Annotated in this window: 15 protein-coding genes and 1 tRNA gene; 10 read left to right on the top strand and 6 right to left on the bottom strand. The window is 37.8% G+C overall.

Going from position 1 to position 15602, the window contains the following annotated elements; all coding sequences use genetic code 11:
- The first annotated feature begins 1348 nt into the window (after window positions 1–1348).
- From DU508_RS13605 to hscB, 3 genes are all read left to right on the top strand, one after another.
- The gene (locus DU508_RS13605; protein WP_115403468.1) at window positions 1349–2509 is read left to right on the top strand and encodes a 1-deoxy-D-xylulose-5-phosphate reductoisomerase; all 1161 of its coding nucleotides are present in this window, start codon (window positions 1349–1351) and stop codon (window positions 2507–2509) included.
- Between the two features lie 28 nt (window positions 2510–2537).
- On the top strand, window positions 2538–3926 hold the full coding sequence (rseP, locus tag DU508_RS13610; RefSeq protein WP_115403366.1) for an RIP metalloprotease RseP: 1389 nt from the start codon (window positions 2538–2540) through the stop codon (window positions 3924–3926).
- Between the two features lie 83 nt (window positions 3927–4009).
- Complete coding sequence (gene hscB, locus DU508_RS13615) at window positions 4010–4549, top strand: Fe-S protein assembly co-chaperone HscB (RefSeq protein WP_115403367.1); 540 nt, start codon at window positions 4010–4012, stop codon at window positions 4547–4549.
- Between the two features lie 67 nt (window positions 4550–4616).
- Here hscB and DU508_RS13620 read toward each other — a convergent pair whose 3' ends face one another.
- Complete coding sequence (locus DU508_RS13620; protein WP_115403368.1) at window positions 4617–5027, bottom strand: hypothetical protein; 411 nt, start codon at window positions 5025–5027, stop codon at window positions 4617–4619.
- A 436-nt stretch (window positions 5028–5463) separates the two neighbouring features.
- On the opposite strand from DU508_RS13620, the gene DU508_RS13625 reads away from it, so the two are divergent.
- From DU508_RS13625 to DU508_RS13650, 6 genes are all read left to right on the top strand, one after another.
- On the top strand, window positions 5464–5943 hold the full coding sequence (locus DU508_RS13625; RefSeq protein ID WP_115403369.1) for a DUF2975 domain-containing protein: 480 nt from the start codon (window positions 5464–5466) through the stop codon (window positions 5941–5943).
- Between the two features lie 3 nt (window positions 5944–5946).
- Window positions 5947–6174 carry a helix-turn-helix domain-containing protein gene (locus DU508_RS13630; RefSeq protein ID WP_115403370.1) on the top strand — a complete coding sequence of 76 codons (228 nt, stop codon included), beginning with the start codon at window positions 5947–5949 and terminating at the stop codon, window positions 6172–6174.
- Between the two features lie 258 nt (window positions 6175–6432).
- Entirely contained in the window at window positions 6433–6717 is a 285-nt protein-coding gene (locus DU508_RS13635; RefSeq protein WP_115403371.1) for a DUF3817 domain-containing protein, read from the top strand.
- Between the two features lie 101 nt (window positions 6718–6818).
- Window positions 6819–6898, top strand: a tRNA-Leu gene (locus DU508_RS13640).
- A 339-nt stretch (window positions 6899–7237) separates the two neighbouring features.
- On the top strand, window positions 7238–7708 hold the full coding sequence (locus DU508_RS13645; RefSeq protein ID WP_115403372.1) for a hypothetical protein: 471 nt from the start codon (window positions 7238–7240) through the stop codon (window positions 7706–7708).
- Window positions 7695–8246 carry a helix-turn-helix domain-containing protein gene (locus DU508_RS13650; RefSeq protein ID WP_115403373.1) on the top strand — a complete coding sequence of 184 codons (552 nt, stop codon included), beginning with the start codon at window positions 7695–7697 and terminating at the stop codon, window positions 8244–8246. Before DU508_RS13645 ends, DU508_RS13650 begins: the two co-directional genes overlap by 14 nt.
- 606 nt (window positions 8247–8852) lie before the next feature.
- On the opposite strand, the gene DU508_RS13655 is transcribed toward DU508_RS13650, so the two are convergent.
- Window positions 8853–9203, bottom strand: a complete 351-nt coding sequence (locus DU508_RS13655) for a winged helix-turn-helix transcriptional regulator (protein WP_115403374.1) — start codon at window positions 9201–9203, stop codon at window positions 8853–8855.
- 102 nt (window positions 9204–9305) lie between these two features.
- Here DU508_RS13655 and DU508_RS13660 point away from each other — a divergent pair, with 102 nt between their 5' ends.
- On the top strand, window positions 9306–9650 hold the full coding sequence (locus DU508_RS13660) for an EthD domain-containing protein (protein WP_115403375.1): 345 nt from the start codon (window positions 9306–9308) through the stop codon (window positions 9648–9650).
- 1262 nt (window positions 9651–10912) lie between these two features.
- Here DU508_RS13660 and DU508_RS13670 read toward each other — a convergent pair.
- Genes DU508_RS13670 through DU508_RS13685 form a run of 4 tightly spaced genes read right to left on the bottom strand, consistent with a single transcriptional unit; the run spans window position 10913 to window position 15597 of the window.
- On the bottom strand, window positions 10913–12028 hold the full coding sequence (locus tag DU508_RS13670; protein ID WP_115403377.1) for a TlpA disulfide reductase family protein: 1116 nt from the start codon (window positions 12026–12028) through the stop codon (window positions 10913–10915).
- A gap of 43 nt (window positions 12029–12071) precedes the next feature.
- Window positions 12072–13202, bottom strand: coding sequence for a TlpA disulfide reductase family protein (locus DU508_RS13675; RefSeq protein WP_115403378.1), 1131 nt, complete (start codon window positions 13200–13202; stop codon window positions 12072–12074).
- 34 nt (window positions 13203–13236) lie between these two features.
- On the bottom strand, window positions 13237–14205 hold the full coding sequence (locus DU508_RS13680) for a discoidin domain-containing protein (RefSeq protein ID WP_115403379.1): 969 nt from the start codon (window positions 14203–14205) through the stop codon (window positions 13237–13239).
- 18 nt (window positions 14206–14223) lie between these two features.
- Complete coding sequence (locus DU508_RS13685) at window positions 14224–15597, bottom strand: RagB/SusD family nutrient uptake outer membrane protein (RefSeq protein ID WP_115403380.1); 1374 nt, start codon at window positions 15595–15597, stop codon at window positions 14224–14226.
- Window positions 15598–15602: the final 5 nt, after the last annotated feature.

Here is a 15602-nt window from a genome sequence, read left to right on the forward strand (position 1 = left end):
ATTTGTTAGGCCGGATTTAAGTAGAACGAAGAAACACTGCTTGGGCTTAGCGAGGTGGAATGCGTATTGAAATTTAAGCTGTGATTTGTGACAGGGATTGGCAGCTTGTTGAACGAGGTTCGTCATTGCGAAGAGACACGACGTGGCAAACTCGCTTGTGGTTTTGTCCTGGCCGGACGGGCTTTTTTCTTTTTGATGTCAAAAAGAAACAAAAAACACCGGCTGAAAATTTTTCTTTAAAGTCAGTGGTTTGGATTTGATAAGCGCTGCCGAAAAATTTGTTAGGCCGGATTTAAGTAGAACGAAGAAACACTGCTTGGGCTTAGCGAGGTGGAATGCGTATTGAAATTTAAGCTGTGATTTGTGACAGGGATTGGCAGCTTGTTGAACGAGGTTCGTCATTACGAAGAAGCACGACGTGGCAAACTCGCTTGTGGTTTTGTCCTGGCCGGACGGGCTTTTTTCTTTTTGATGTCAAAAAGAAACAAAAAACACCGGCTGAAAATTTTTCTTTTAAAGTCAGTGGTTTGGATTTGATGAGCGCTGCCGAAAAATTTGTTAGGCCGGATTTAAGTAAAACGAAGAAACACTGCTTGGGCTTAGCCAGGTGGAATGCGTATTGAAATTTAAGCTGTGATTTGTGACAGGGATTGACAGCTTGTTTAGTGAGGTTCGTCATTACGAAGAAGCACGACGTGGCAAACTCGCTTGTGGTTTTGTCCTGGCCGGACGGGCTTTTTTCTTTTTGATGTCAAAAAGAAACAAAAAACACCGGCTGAAAATTTTTCTTTTAAAGTCAGTGGTTTGGATTTGATAAGCGCTGCCGAAAAATTTGTTAGGCCGGATTTAAGTAGAACGAAGAAACACTGCTTTGGCTTAGCCAGGTGGGAAATGCCATATTGAAATTTGAGCTGTAATTGGCAGTTTGTTGAGCGAGGTTCGTTATTGCGATTTGGCAAACTCGTTTAATGGTTTTGTCCTGGCCGGACGGGCTTTTTTCTTTTTGATGTCAAAAAGAAACAAAAAACACCGGCTGAAAATTTTTCTTTTAAAGTCAGTGGTTTGGATTTGATAAGCGCTGCCGAAAAATTTGTTAGGCCGGATTTAAGTAGAACGAAGAAACACTGCTTAGGCTTAGCCAGGTGGAATGCGTATTGAAATTTAAACTGTGATTTGTGACAGGGATTGGCAGTTTGTTTAGTGCGGTTCGTCATTGCGAGGAGGCACGACGTGCCAAACTTAGCTGCGTTTTTGCAGCGACTTTGATTATACTGTCGTGCCTCAGCATGACAAGGAAAATAAACTAAAGGTTCGATACATATTTCGAACCCTTGATATTAAAATAAATTTGAAAAATATAACCATATTAGGTTCTACAGGAAGCATAGGTACTCAGGCGCTCGAGGTTGTCAGAGATCATCCTGCTATTTTTAAAGTTTCTGTATTATCTGCATTAAAAAATTCAGAACTGCTTATTCAACAGGCTAAAGAGTTTAGGCCTGAAGTAGTGGTCATTTGCGATGAGAATCAATACCTGTACGTTAAAAATGAACTATCCGCTTTTAACATCAAGGTATTGGCAGGAGAGGCAGCTTTGTCAGAAGTGGCTGCTTATCCCCAAAGTGATGTTGTTCTAACAGCTTTGATGGGTTCAGTTGGATTAAAACCTACCATTGCAGCCATCAAAGCCGGAAAAAATATCGCATTGGCAAACAAAGAAACACTGGTGGTTGCGGGCGAGTATATCACTCAGCTGGCTGCTGAACACAATGTTAAAATTCTTCCGGTTGATTCTGAACATTCGGCAATCTTTCAATGCCTGGTAGGCGAAGAACATAACGAAATTGAGAAGATTTATTTAACGGCATCAGGAGGCCCTTTCCTGGGGAAAAATAAAGATTTCTTATCAACCGTAAAAAGAGAGCAGGCTTTAAAACATCCGAATTGGGTCATGGGAGCCAAAATCACAATTGATTCAGCTTCTTTGATGAATAAAGGACTAGAGGTAATTGAAGCCAAATGGCTTTTTAACCTTGATGTAGATCAGATCGATGTCATTGTTCATCCACAATCAATCATCCATTCCATTGTGCAGTTTACCGATGGCTCTATGAAAGCACAAATGGGTGTTCCCGATATGAAATTGCCAATTCAGTACGCTTTAAATTATCCCGACAGGCTAAAAAACAATTTTAAACGTTTTAATTTTCTGGATTACCCAAATTTCAGCTTTCAGAAAGCAGATATGGAAACATTCAGGAATTTGGATTTGGCCTTTAAATCCTTAAGAAAAGGTGGTAATATGCCTTGTATTTTAAATGCGGCCAATGAAATTGTTGTAGCGGCTTTTTTAAAAAATAAAATTGGTTTCTTACAAATGAGTGAGGTAATTGAGCGATGTATGGAAGAAATCAGTTTCGTTGAAAAACCACAATTGAACGATTATTTAGAAACTGACAAACATAGCCGTATCTTAGCCGGCGAATTAGTAACAAAAAGTATAGTTTAACATCTAACATAAAATTTTATAAGAGAATATGAATGGATTGATTATGGCGGGGCAGCTGCTGCTCGGATTGTCTTTATTGGTAATTTTACATGAATTAGGGCATTTTCTGGCAGCAAGAGCGTTTGGTATTAAAGTAGAAAAGTTTTATTTGTTCTTTGATGCATGGGGTTTTAAGCTATTTAGTTTCAAAAAAGGAGATGTTGAATATGGCGTGGGCTGGTTGCCACTTGGTGGTTATGTAAAAATTGCCGGAATGATTGATGAGAGCATGGATACCGAGCAAATGGCTCAACCTGCCCAACCCTGGGAATTTCGTTCCAAGCCGGCATGGCAGCGCCTAATTGTGATGCTCGGCGGTATTATTGTGAATGTAATTGTAGGAATTGTCATTTTTTGGATGCTTACCTTTAAATACGGACAAAATTATACGGTTAACGGGAAATTAACAGATGGGATCTCTGTAGGAAACATTGGCAAGGAAATCGGCTTAAAAAACGGTGACAGGATTTTAGCCATTAATGGTAATAAGCTGATTCGTTTTGAAGATGCAATTTCAAGCAAAGTTTTATTCGACGGTGCGCAGTTAACCATTTTAAGAGGAAATCAAACACTTTATATTGCTGTTCCGGATACCATATTAAATAAGATTTCTAAAAATGAGAAGGAGAATTTCATCTCGCCAAGATACAGAATGGCCAGTGTGGCCACAGTGCTTGCTCCGGATGAAAAAGCAGATCAGCAATCTTTCTTCGATAAATTGTTTGGAAGACCTTATGAAAAACCTCAATACCCGGCCTACACGGCAGGCATTAAACCCGGCGACAGCATTTTAGCGGTTAACGGAAAGCCCATTACTTTTTTCGATCAGTTTAAAGAAGAAATTTCCACTAACAAGAATAAGAAAGTTACCATTAATGCTTTACGTAAAGGAAAAGAAGTAAATTTTGATTTAACAGTGGGCAAGGATGGTACCATTGGAATTGCTCCTAACTTTAAAATGCCCGAAAGTGCACATATTGATTTCGGTTTTGCAGAATCTTTACCGGTTGGCGCAACAATGGCCTGGAGCACTTTTGTGGATAATGCAAAAGGCATAGGTAAAATGATTACCGGTAAATTAAGCGCCCGTAATATCAGCAGTCCGATTGGTATTGCAAAAGTATATGGAAGTACCTTTGATTGGGTTAAATTCTGGACTTTAACGGGCTTGATTTCAATGGCACTGGCTTTTATGAATTTGTTGCCTATCCCGGGTTTAGATGGAGGCCACGTGGTGTTCTTATTGATCGAAATGGTACAGCGCAAGCCGGTAAGTGAAAAAGTATTGGAGAAAGCGCAGATTGTTGGTTTTGTGATCCTGATTTGTTTAATGGTGTTTGCTTTTGGTAATGATATTTTAAAATCTTTCGGTAAGTAAAACCAAATTTATATTATTGCCGCAGATGTTCAGATTTGATGATTTCAAACTGAACATCTGCGGCTTTTTAATTTATAACCATCATGAGCGAAGCGAAACAACAACCAGATTATTTCGAGTTTTACGAACTACCCATACAATTTAATCCCGATCAAAATGCAGTAAAAGCTAAGTTTTATGCTTTCAGTAAAAAGTTTCATCCTGATTTTTATGCGAATGAAAGCGAAGAAAAGCAACAGGAGGTTTTGGATTTATCCACGTTGAATAACAAAGCTTATCAAACCTTAAGCAATGCGAAGAAACGTTTGAAATACGTGCTGGAATTAAAGGGAATTGTTGAAACAGATGAAGGCTACCAGTTGCCGCAATCCTTTCTTATGGAAATGATGGATGTAAATGAAGCTTTAATGGATCTGGAATTTGAACCTGATGCAGAGAAATTAGCTCAGGTAAGGAACAATGTTGATGCAATCGAGATAGATCTGGAAAACGAGCTGAATGATTTGGTTAAGCAGTTTGATGAAAATCCCGGTGATTCAGAAAAATTGCTGCCCCAGATAAAAGATATATTTTATCGCCAAAAATACATTGCCAGGATAAGAGAGCGTTTACCAAAAAATTAATTTGTTAATTGCCGTTATCTTTATTCTAATGCGACTTGCCACTATGCCCAACCATTCTGAAATGTATTCAGTAATTTGATCCTTTGGGGTCGAAAAATAACCGACTACTTGCATAAGCAGTTAGGAACATAGGGCCATAGCTAAACAATAAATGACCAAAATCCATGAAGTGGAGCGCACCGCTAAAAAATAAGTAAAACAGGAAAATCACAATGGAGTGTGCAATAGGTCTATCATTAATAAATCTTTTCAAGCCCACCTTGCTTAAAAAATAACTACTTACAAGTATAGCCGCTGCAGTGATCGCTACAAAGATACATGTATGAGTGTATGTTATATTAAAATTAAAGCTATAGTTCGAAGGTTTAATAAGCATAATTAAACCGATATATGCTCCTCCAATTACCATTGTGACCGGAACTGACGCTATTAATGTGGTAAGACATACTTTTAATGTGTACGCGATTGTAGATTTCATATTGAGGGTTAAATTAGCATTGTGAAGATAATGATTATTTCTTTATGTATTAGCTCAGATCAATCTGAAATTTAAATTTAGCCAGATAATTGAATGCTACCTGATTTTTTGCAACCTGTTAATGAGCACTAACCTCAATGTGCTTGATTTCCTTAAAACCGAATTACACTATTATAGTGAAGCCCAATCAGAAGGATGTATAATTGAATATTTGCAGAAACCTGGTAAAGAGTTCATTTACAAATTATGCCCGCCTGAAATTAAGTTGCACATATATTGAAGTTAGTTAATCCTGATAGTTTGACAATTCAAATTCAGAATGTATAAATTATTTAATAGAGATATTTATTTTTTGTAAATTTTATCGATAAATATTTATTGTTTATCAATAATATTTTATTATATTTGAGATATATTTTAAAATTCTAAAATTATTATGAAAAGAATTTCAATCATATTTCTTCAGGCAGTCGTGGTACTTATTGGTATTGTAGCACTTGTTATTATGATTCGGCTTCCCTTGACTGAGGGTAGAGCTAAAGATTTAGATCTGTTCAATATTTATGCTGACCCATTCATCTTGTATGGATATGCATCATCAATCGTTTTTTTTATAGCATTGTATAAAGCATTCAAATTACTTGGATACATTGGGCAAAATAACGTATTCTCATCAAATGCAGTTCGGGCCTTAAAGAGCATAAAGTATTGTGCAATCGCTTTAAGTATTTTAATTTTGACAGCAGGACTATACATAAGGATGTCGCATGATCAACATGATGACCCTGCGGGTTTTATTGCCATGTGTATCGTAACTACTTTTGTTTCTATTGTAGTGGCAACTGCTGCAGCAATATTTGAAAAAATCTTGCAGAATGCCATAGATATGAAATCTGAAAATGACTTAACAATTTAAGCTATGCCAATCATTGTAAACCTAGATGTAATGATGGCAAAACGAAAAATCTCTTTGAATGAACTTTCTGAAAGGGTTGATTTGACATTATCTAATCTTTCCATTTTAAAGACAGGGAAGGCGAAAGCAATTCGTTTTAGCACCTTAGATGCAATTTGCAAAGCATTAGACTGCCAACCTGGCGATATTTTGGAATATGTAAGCGACCAAAAAACAACCACAAACCGCTAAGAATGGTTTTGCGTCAGGCGAGAGTTCCTACCAGGGATTGATCAATGCAAGAAACCACAACACTGCTGTCATTTTCCACGCAGGCGGAAAATGACAAAGCTTTAAGGGCGGCAGACTGATGCGCTATGAGGGATAACTCTTCTCATTGTTTTAAGAAGGTGGGGTATTGGGAGTGGCTTAGACACCCAATTGTCAAATCATTTTTTAGTTTTTGTTTGTCAGCTGTATTGATTTACATTCGAAATAAAAATCAGATTCATGAGTTCACTATCCATCTTTCGTAAGGTTGCCGTAGCAGAAGGGATTTCCTATTTACTTTTGCTGTTTGTTGCCATGCCACTTAAATATTTTGCCGACATGCCACTGTATGTGAAATATACAGGCTGGGCTCATGGTTTGTTATTTGTGCTTTATGCAGCTACTTTAGTGCTGGCCTGGCAAGAACAGAAATGGAAATTCGGTAAAGCATTATTGATATTTTTAGCCTCTTTGTTACCTTTTGCGCCTTTTATTGTAGATAGAAAGTTAAAAGATGGAAGATAAGCAAATGCAAGTGGCATACTTTAAATCAGTTACGAATTATTTTAAAATAATTTTGTGATTTAAGCTTTCGTTATCTACATTTGCAACCCCGTCCAATACATGCCCGGATGGCGGAATTGGTAGACGCGCTGGTCTCAAACACCTGTGGGAAACCGTGCCGGTTCGACTCCGGCTCCGGGTACTTTACCGGAGTTCAAGTTTTTAAGAGACTTAACTCCGGTTTTTTTATGTCGTAACTTATTGTTAATGTGATAGATGAGAAGTGCCGCATCGTTTACTTTTGTGGTGTGATGTTCTGGATCAACATCTCCTCGCCCCATGACAAATTATCTTTGAATACCCCCTAATCAGGGTATGCTTCTAAGTAATATTCCCTTTCTCATAAGTTTGATAAGGTTGGAAAGTTCAGGTAATATATATGTAAATTCAATCATTCTTGCTACAGGCTGTTTAGTGTAAACAATGCAAAAAACAACAAAAAGTTTACTTTTTTTGTAAACTTTTTGTATATTTGATACTGATGTATGTTTTAAATATTGAAACAGGTAAAAAGCATTTAGCTAAGGTCGTTCAAATTGGTTCGGAGGAAATTAAAAGAGTCAATAGAACCAAGCAATTTGATTTCAACTGGAATAAAGAAAGCGCCTTTAAGGTATATAAATTGATTATTGATGATATAGAGGAGCCGATTGGCTTAATGTCATTGAATGAGAGACCCGATGACTATGCTTTAGAGATCAGGTTGCTGGCTTCATCTAAGGCGAATGTGGGTAAAGACCAACAATATGGCAGGATTGCGGGGTGTTTAATCGCGTTTGCATGCAGGGAAGCTTTTAAAGGAGGATACGATGGTTTTGTGTGTTTGAAGCCGAAGACCAAACTCGAACCGCATTATATAAAAAAATACGGCTTTGAATCGACAAAGTTATTTTTAGTTACTGAAGGAAGAAATTCATTGAAATTAATAAAGGAGTATTATGAAAACCAATAGAAGGAATAAGGAAATTCAGGAAACAGATTTTTCTAAGTTTACGGAGGAAGAGCTTACTGATGCTTTTGTTTTTCCTTCTGAAGAAAAGCTAACTGATGAGGAAAAGAAAGTTGAAAGTGATTTTTGGGCAGCCAGACGTATACAGTTTAAAAATCGTACACCGATACAGCAAATATATGGTGATCTTTTGCGATTGAAATTTCAGTTAGAGGATTACATCGGTAGTGACCAATATAAGGAACAACTGAACTTTGGATATTTTCTGAATGAATATGTGAGCAGACAGGATAAGAAGGATAAGGAATTTGCCGATGAAGTTGATGTGACACCGGCGGTATTGAGCCAGTACATCAATAACCACCGGAAACCCAAAGATGAATTTGTGATCAGACTGGAATTGCATTCTAATGGGATGATTCCGGCAATCAGCTGGTTTAAGGTGATCCAAAAAGACAAGGAGCACGAGATCATGACTAATCAGGATTTAAGACGTGAAGAAAGTAAACACGTAAAAAATCGTTTGGAATTAGTGTATTGATCAGTTATGGCGTCGGAACATCCGAGCAGTGGGGGTATGGTGGCAAATTACTTGTTAGTTATGTATTGGAGAGTAGCAAACCTGCCCGAGTCCGAGCAGGTATTTTTGTAAATCAGATAACTAATTATTTTTATTACATAGTTTTTAAAAAATCTTGCGATTTCTTACAATATCTCTATAGGATTCAGGTAATGGTTCCAAATTCATTGGAATATAGGTCAATTGTTTAAGTTGCTCTTTGAAGTTTTTGGTTCTAACTAAGGCACGGAGTACTAACCGGAATCGAACACATCGATTCCGGTTTTTTTATTCTGTTTCTGTGTATAAATATGCTTTAAACTGTGTTCAAAGTATTTCTGGTGAACCTCATCTAATTTGACATTACTAACGGGCTATCTTTGAACCAAATACTTTGATGTTTAATATAAAACACTTAGCGCATTATTGCCACTCCGTTGTAAGAATTTTTTTATTATTTGGGCTATTTCCCTTTAATTATTTTGTATGTTTTTTTAACATAAACTCGTTATCAAAAACTAAAATACCTTTTGAACTTACCATATGTAAACAATATAATTACACTATGTCGGCATATCGATAATTCGATTATTGTTTTTCACTGAGGGCTGCCTCCAAAACAGCTCTATTGTTTTCGCCCCATTTCTCCAAGCTGATTATCAAAGGCAACAGGCTAATTCCCAGAGCAGTTAACCGATATTCAACTTTAGGAATTTTAGTGTCGAAAGAAAACTTATCTACAAAGCCATGATGTACCAATTCGTTCAATTGCTTGGTCATTACTCGCCTGTCTACCGCCATTTTCTTCTGTAGCGCTCCCGGCCTTTTTACCTCCTCTGAAATATAATAGATCAGCATCAGTTTCCACTTTCCGTTCAAAAGCTCCTTAAATATGTGCAGGCCACAATCCATCCTAATAGGAATTTTCTTTTTGTACATCGCTTAGTCAATCAATTGTCAAAGCAAATAAGCACAAATTTGTGCGTACTTGCTGTAATGTAAGTAATGAAATAAGTTTGTCTCAAATTATAAATATAGACAATGATCAAATTTACATTTTTAGTACAAAAACTACCAGGCATGAGCCTTGAAGAATTTGTGGATTATCACAAAAATCAACATGCTCCTTTATTCTGTTCCATCCCTGAGGTAGAACTTTACGTTAGAAAGTATGTAGTTAACCACCCTATAGTAGCTGAAGGTTTTCCTAAGCCTTTATATGATGCTGTGGTAGAAATCTCGTTTGACTCCTTTGAGGATTTCAATACCTTCTTCACATCAGAAAATTATTTAACAAAGGTGCACCCGGATGAGCCCAAATTTTTTGATACTTTAAATTATGTTGCAATGGCAACCAATGAAACAATCATCAAAGCTGGTGCATAATTAATAACCTTATCGATAACGCGAATTAACCTAATAGGTTGATGGGCGTTATTGATTTACTGGATCACGCATTAGATTAGAAAAGAATTTGCTCAAATCACACGCTATTTCTCTATTTAAAAATTACCAAAAAACGGTGGAATAATGATAATGGTCGCTCAAGCTTTTACTGTGATAACTAAGTACTTGGAGAGTTAGAATAACAATCAGAAAATTATTATTAGATAATGTCAAGTTTTTGGTTCGAAGAAAGACCGGTCAAGGTAAATTTAAATAAAAAAATATTAGATATATCCTCAGATTTTTATGTCACTTTATAAATCCTTTTCCTTTCAAATCATTAATAATAGGTTCTATAAGCCCTAAAAAGCGTTCTAAGCGTTCAAAGTATTTCCCGCTCATGGGCACTATCCGTAATCGAACACATCGATTCCGGTTTTTTATTCCGTTTCTATGCTTCTAATCCGAAGTCATATTGATCCTGTCCTTTCGCTTTGATGTGGCGGTAAAAGGCTAACCCTTGTTCCATATCTTTCAGCATTTTATCCATGATATCCAGGTATACGGATTTTTTAGGGATATTGAATGGTTGGTTGTGTAAGATAGCAAATCGCTCCTTTGATATAGGCTGAACCGGGTTCAAATTTCAACTTCTTTAGGCCTTTAAGCGAATCCAAAAGTTCATTATTTGCCTCATCCGACCGAGCTTTAAATTCGGCAGGCCGCTGCTATAATTGATCAGGTGCTTGAGTTGTACTGTTTAGGTGGACCGTGTTGTAACGTCTAAAATTTGTGCCTCTGGCAATATTTTTCCCAAGGAATGCGAGAAAGCGTGGCAGGATGTCAAGGTAACGGTAATAAAGATTCCCTTCATCAATAGGTATAAACCAAAGCAAGGTTGTTCAGCATGCCTGTTGTACGTTGATAGCCTTACTTAATATAATGTTTAAAAATGCTTTGTCAGGTTAAGATGGCAAAGAGATTCGGCCACAATGTAGCAGACACCGCGAGAAGGAAGTTCGGGGGACCTTTGTGGTAAAGCCCTGAAGTGTAAATTTATAGATGCCTGCATAAGTCCTTCAAAGCAATGTGACCGGCTTGTTGACAGGGCTGGAAATATTATTTGAACCGGAGATAAATTTTTTATTATGGTGTGACTCAAGTAATCAGGAGTCAAATAAATTGGTTTGCTCAACTTATTACCAAAAAAAGGTTGTACAATACTGCACAACCTTTTTTAACATATTTGATAAACTACAATATTATTTAATGTAAGCTGCTATAAGTTTATTTACATTTTCACCTCTCAAGTCTTTGGCGATTACTTTTCCTGAAGGATCAATAAGCACATTTTGTGGAATAGCAGTTATCCCGAAACGAAGGGCAACCTCGGTTTTGAAACCTTTTACATCACTAACTTGCGTCCAGGGCATTTTATCAGCTGCTACTGCTGCTAACCAATTAGCTCTTTTATCATCAAGGGAAACACCAACAATTTCGAAGTTTTTATCTTTCAATTCGGTGTATGCTTTCAGAAGGAAAGGGTTTTCCGCTCTACATGGGACGCACCAGCTGGCCCAAAAATCTACCAGTACATATTTTCCTTTAAGTGAAGAAAGTTGAAAAGGAACTCCCTCTGCATCTGGTAGCGTAAAATCGATAGTTTTACCAATGGCAAATTGCTTCGCCTTTGTAAATTTCTCAGTTATCTTTTTTCCTGTAAAGCTGGAAAGTACTTTTTTACTAAAGTTATTATAAATGGGTTCAAATTTAACAACATCAATAACTGCCATTTTATTTGCTAAGACCAGGTCAGCAGCTAAATAAGAATCAGGATTGGCTGCAATGAATTCATCAAGCGTTGCCTCCATGCTAGTCATAATAGGTTTCGCATCTATCGAAATCTGCTTCAGTTCAATAGAATCTTTTGCTGCTTTCGCCTTGTAGTATCTGTCGACAATTTTTTTGTACTGCGCCTGTAGCGGATCGATTTTCTCATGGTAGGCCAAGTTTTCACTCTGAACCTTTGTTCCGGTAATTGATGATTTGCTTATGCTATCTCTTCCAGTTACAATAGTGTTGCCTTTTTCTAAGTAGAACTCTTTAAAGTCAGAATGATTTTTTTTACCAGCCTCGATTTGAGCAGGCTTCAGTTCTAAATAAGCCCTGTTTCCGAAGGCAGTAAAACCATTAAATGAGAATTTCCCATTTTGCAATAATGTGCTGTCTTTACTGTTTTTACCTTCTTCATTAACATAAGTAAGTATTAATTTTTTATCGGTTCCAGCATTTAGCAAAGATCCGGTAATGGTAAATTTATCCTGAGCTTTGCTGCCAACAGTTAAGAGTGTTAAAACAGCGAGCATAAGTTTTTTCATATTATTTATTGATTTTTAGTTTGTTTCTTTTCTAAATCTTTATCTACTTAATGAATTTTCGTAGTTGATCGGTAAGATCCTCGCCTCTTAGGTTTTTGGCAATGATTACACCGTTTGGATCAATAAGTAAATTTTGTGGTACTGAACTAATGCCATACATTACAGCAACATCATTTTTCCAGTATTTGAGGTCACTTACATGAATCCAAGGCATTCCATCTGTTTTGATGGCATTTAACCATGACTCTTTTCCAGCATCCAGCGAAACACTTACAATTTCAAACTTGTCACCTTTTAATGCATTGTAAGCTTTAACAACATTCGGATTTTCAGCCCGGCAAGGTAAACACCAACTTGCCCAAAAATCAACCAATACATATTTACCACGTAATGAAGAAAGTGTAAATGGATTACCATTAACATCATTTTGTGTAAAATCCGTTGCTTTTGCACCTTGTTGACGGCGTTTGCCAATTTCGATTTTATTCTGTGCATTTTTGCCCAATGGTGATGACTGTAATTCAGGAGAAAATCGGTGTAACAATGCTTCTGCATCTACCGGGTCGAATTTGCTATCCAATACGTGTGTTGTGTAAGTTAAAAGACCTGCAAAAGAATTAAGATGGTTTTCTACAAATTCCCTGTTGATGCTTTTGATTTTGGAAACCAGCTTTGAAATGCTATCTCCAGCTTTTTTTCTGTCTTCTATTGATTTCTCATACACGCCTGCACTATTTTTTTTACCATAAAAATTCTGTAAGTGAATGATCTGTTTGGTAATGGGTTTAATCATCTCTTCCCGTTCTCTATTTTCTTTTTCGGCAAGTGAACCTGTAATTTTAGCATTGTAGATTGAATCTTTCCCTTCAATTGTAATCTTAGAGTTTTCGATAATGAAACTTTGATAATCACTCTGTTTTGAAGATTGTTTGGCTTCATGACGTCTTATCGCTATAATTACAGTTTGGGGCTCTTCTACATTTCCGTTAAACTGGAATTTTCCATTTTTAATCTCTACCGAATCTGTTTCTTTCCAAGCAGCGTCTTTATAAAATGCCAGGTAAGCTTTAGCAGGTTCTTTTAATTCAGGAATTTTACCGCTTAGGGTGTAGCCTTTCTGTGCTGCTACCATAAAGGGTAGCAGCATCAAAATTGAAATCAGTAATTTCTTCATTTTTTAATATTTATAAATTATAAGTTGCCTTTAGTTAATTCCTCAATAGAATTCCACCCACAAAGCCTATGCTGTAAGTAAGTGTGCCTGATACATAAGGAGTTGCAGTTAAAATGGTAAAGCGCAGATATCTGGCGGTGGTTAATGAAGGAAGATTTATAATTTGTTTCTTCAATGTGTTGTTAACATCCACCGCGTATGTACCGTTATCTATCCATGTGGTGCCATTTGAACTCGTTTCTACTTTAGCAGTGGTAGTATAGCCCCCTATGGTTGGCGTTACTGCTGTTGGAAAGAAATAGTCCAATCCCGAAAAGGTAACATCCCGTCCGAAATCAATATTTACCCATTGTGGCAACGCTGCAGTCGTAGCGCTTGCCCAGTAGGTTGTGCCGGTGGCAGCATCCACTGCTCTGCTGGCTACATTTGCTCCAGATGTGGAAGATGCAGTGGCAGTTAGGGTATATCCGGTATGGTCAACATATAACGCATCGCCGGTATTAAATACATAATAGACTACCCTGCGTGTCTTTGGATCCTGAATCTGTCCATCAACAGATGCAATAACCAGTGGAAGAACGTAAGTACTTCGTGCTTTTAAAACTGTTTGATAGCTCAGGTTCAGTACAGCTGGTTCTGAAGTGTTGTTTCCAGCGGAGATAGCCACTGTTGGTTTGTAATAAAGATAGGTAGGGGTAGGAAGTAAAAGGGCACTATTACCATACTTTGCTCTATAATCAGCAATTTTAGCGGTGTCCGTTGCGAAAGTAACATAATGCACATCCGAAGAGACACTACCTTGCATAGCGGCTTTCATCTCTATGCTTAATAATGTTACATTCTTGATGTCTAATGACATTGCCACCACATCTGTTGCTGCCGGCAGATCGAAAGTTACACGCCCTTCTGCAAGGGTTTCACGATCAGACGTGTCTTTTTTACAGGCCGTGAGCTGTAATATTACCGTACATAATGCCAGTATATTCAATTTATATGTCTTCATCTTTTATTTTTTAATGATTTATGGATTCTGTATCATGTCTGGGTTAAAAGCCAATACCTGGATAGGTACTTGCAACGTATACTTACTGCTATGTGGCTCAAGTGTTGCAATCACTGTATTTTGGGCATTGGTGCGAATAACTGCTGGCATTCTGTTCTCCGTATCAAATCTTCGCATATCAAACCAGCGTAAGCCATGGAAAGGTAATTCCCGTCTTCTTTCTGCGAATACCTCCATTAGTACGGCGTCCTGATTGGTAGAACTAAAATCTCTGCTCGTAATAGGCATTCCTGTATAACGGTTTCGGCGTACTTCATTCAGGTGGCTAAGCGCTACAGTCAGGTTATTGCTACGTGCTGCCCCCTCTGCCGCAATTAAGCGCATCTCTTGCACAGTTGTGCCGGAATTGGTGAGGCTGAAAGCTTGTGTAACAGCAGCAGCATAAAACAAGGTTGCCCCTCTTGTTGTACCAGCCCAGTTATAATACAATACTGTTCTTCTGGCATCGTTGGCAGCAAACATACTTTTTAATTCTGCAGATAGCGGCAATCCAGCCGCTGCAGACGCTCTCCCATAAATTACGTCAGGATGAGACACCACATTGGTTGTGGTTGGGAAAGTTGCAGAATTGGTATAATCAATCATTATTGCCCCTGTATTGGCCAGAGCCAGCTCAGCATAACGCTGTGCCTCGGTGTATTCTCTTCTATATAGGTGAACGCGTGCCAAAACACTGTATGCGGCGGCCTTTGAGCCACGAAACCTCGCGTTAGCGTTATCGGCGGGAAGGTTGGGAATAGCCGCATTGATATCATTAATGATATGCTGATAAATTTCAGCAGCCGTACTTCTGGCCGGTGTTTTCTGACTTACATCGTCTGATGTGATATAAGGCACAGCAAGATCAGTTGCGGCAGTCGCTGCATTGTAAGGTTTGGCATATTCATTCACGAGGTAGAAATAAGAATGTGCACGGCCTAATAAGGCCTCGGCTTTAATACTGCTTTTCTGTGATGCAGTACCACCCTCAGCAGCATCAATACCTAACAATACGGTATTAAACAAGCTGATGCGTCTATAGTGTTCACCCCATAAATAAGTGGCCGTGCTTATGTCAGTCGTGAACTGCGGTGCCCATGTGTATATTAGTTCAGCAAGAGTGGTAGGAGGGGTATTGACGTTCTGTAAATCAATATTGTCCGTCATATAATTCATAATATTATCGGCACTCGTTTCAGTGGTAAGCACCTGGCTGTTTAGCCATAAGTCGAAGTCATTAGTGGTTTTCAACAGTTGCTTACCTTTTGGTTCTACATCCAGATATTTATCACAACTGCTCAAAACCAGACAGCAAAGGAGCAATTGGGCAGCCATATATTTAAATTTTTTCATAAGTA

It is taken from the genome of Pedobacter chinensis, from assembly GCF_003339865.1.
In the GTDB taxonomy this organism is placed as follows: Bacteria; Bacteroidota; Bacteroidia; order Sphingobacteriales; family Sphingobacteriaceae; genus Pedobacter; species Pedobacter chinensis.

Coding starts and splice junctions, on each gene's coding strand:
- hscB (WP_115403367.1), top strand. CDS start 4,010: ATGAGCGAAGCGAAACAACAACCAGATTATTTCGAGTTTTACGAACTA.
- DU508_RS13660 (WP_115403375.1), top strand. CDS start 9,306: ATGATCAAATTTACATTTTTAGTACAAAAACTACCAGGCATGAGCCTT.
- DU508_RS13630 (WP_115403370.1), top strand. CDS start 5,947: ATGCCAATCATTGTAAACCTAGATGTAATGATGGCAAAACGAAAAATC.
- DU508_RS13685 (WP_115403380.1), bottom strand. CDS start 15,597: ATGAAAAAATTTAAATATATGGCTGCCCAATTGCTCCTTTGCTGTCTG.
- DU508_RS13620 (WP_115403368.1), bottom strand. CDS start 5,027: ATGAAATCTACAATCGCGTACACATTAAAAGTATGTCTTACCACATTA.
- DU508_RS13655 (WP_115403374.1), bottom strand. CDS start 9,203: ATGTACAAAAAGAAAATTCCTATTAGGATGGATTGTGGCCTGCACATA.
- DU508_RS13650 (WP_115403373.1), top strand. CDS start 7,695: ATGAAAACCAATAGAAGGAATAAGGAAATTCAGGAAACAGATTTTTCT.
- DU508_RS13645 (WP_115403372.1), top strand. CDS start 7,238: ATGTATGTTTTAAATATTGAAACAGGTAAAAAGCATTTAGCTAAGGTC.
- DU508_RS13635 (WP_115403371.1), top strand. CDS start 6,433: ATGAGTTCACTATCCATCTTTCGTAAGGTTGCCGTAGCAGAAGGGATT.
- DU508_RS13670 (WP_115403377.1), bottom strand. CDS start 12,028: ATGAAAAAACTTATGCTCGCTGTTTTAACACTCTTAACTGTTGGCAGC.
- DU508_RS13625 (WP_115403369.1), top strand. CDS start 5,464: ATGAAAAGAATTTCAATCATATTTCTTCAGGCAGTCGTGGTACTTATT.
- rseP (WP_115403366.1), top strand. CDS start 2,538: ATGAATGGATTGATTATGGCGGGGCAGCTGCTGCTCGGATTGTCTTTA.
- DU508_RS13680 (WP_115403379.1), bottom strand. CDS start 14,205: ATGAAGACATATAAATTGAATATACTGGCATTATGTACGGTAATATTA.
- DU508_RS13675 (WP_115403378.1), bottom strand. CDS start 13,202: ATGAAGAAATTACTGATTTCAATTTTGATGCTGCTACCCTTTATGGTA.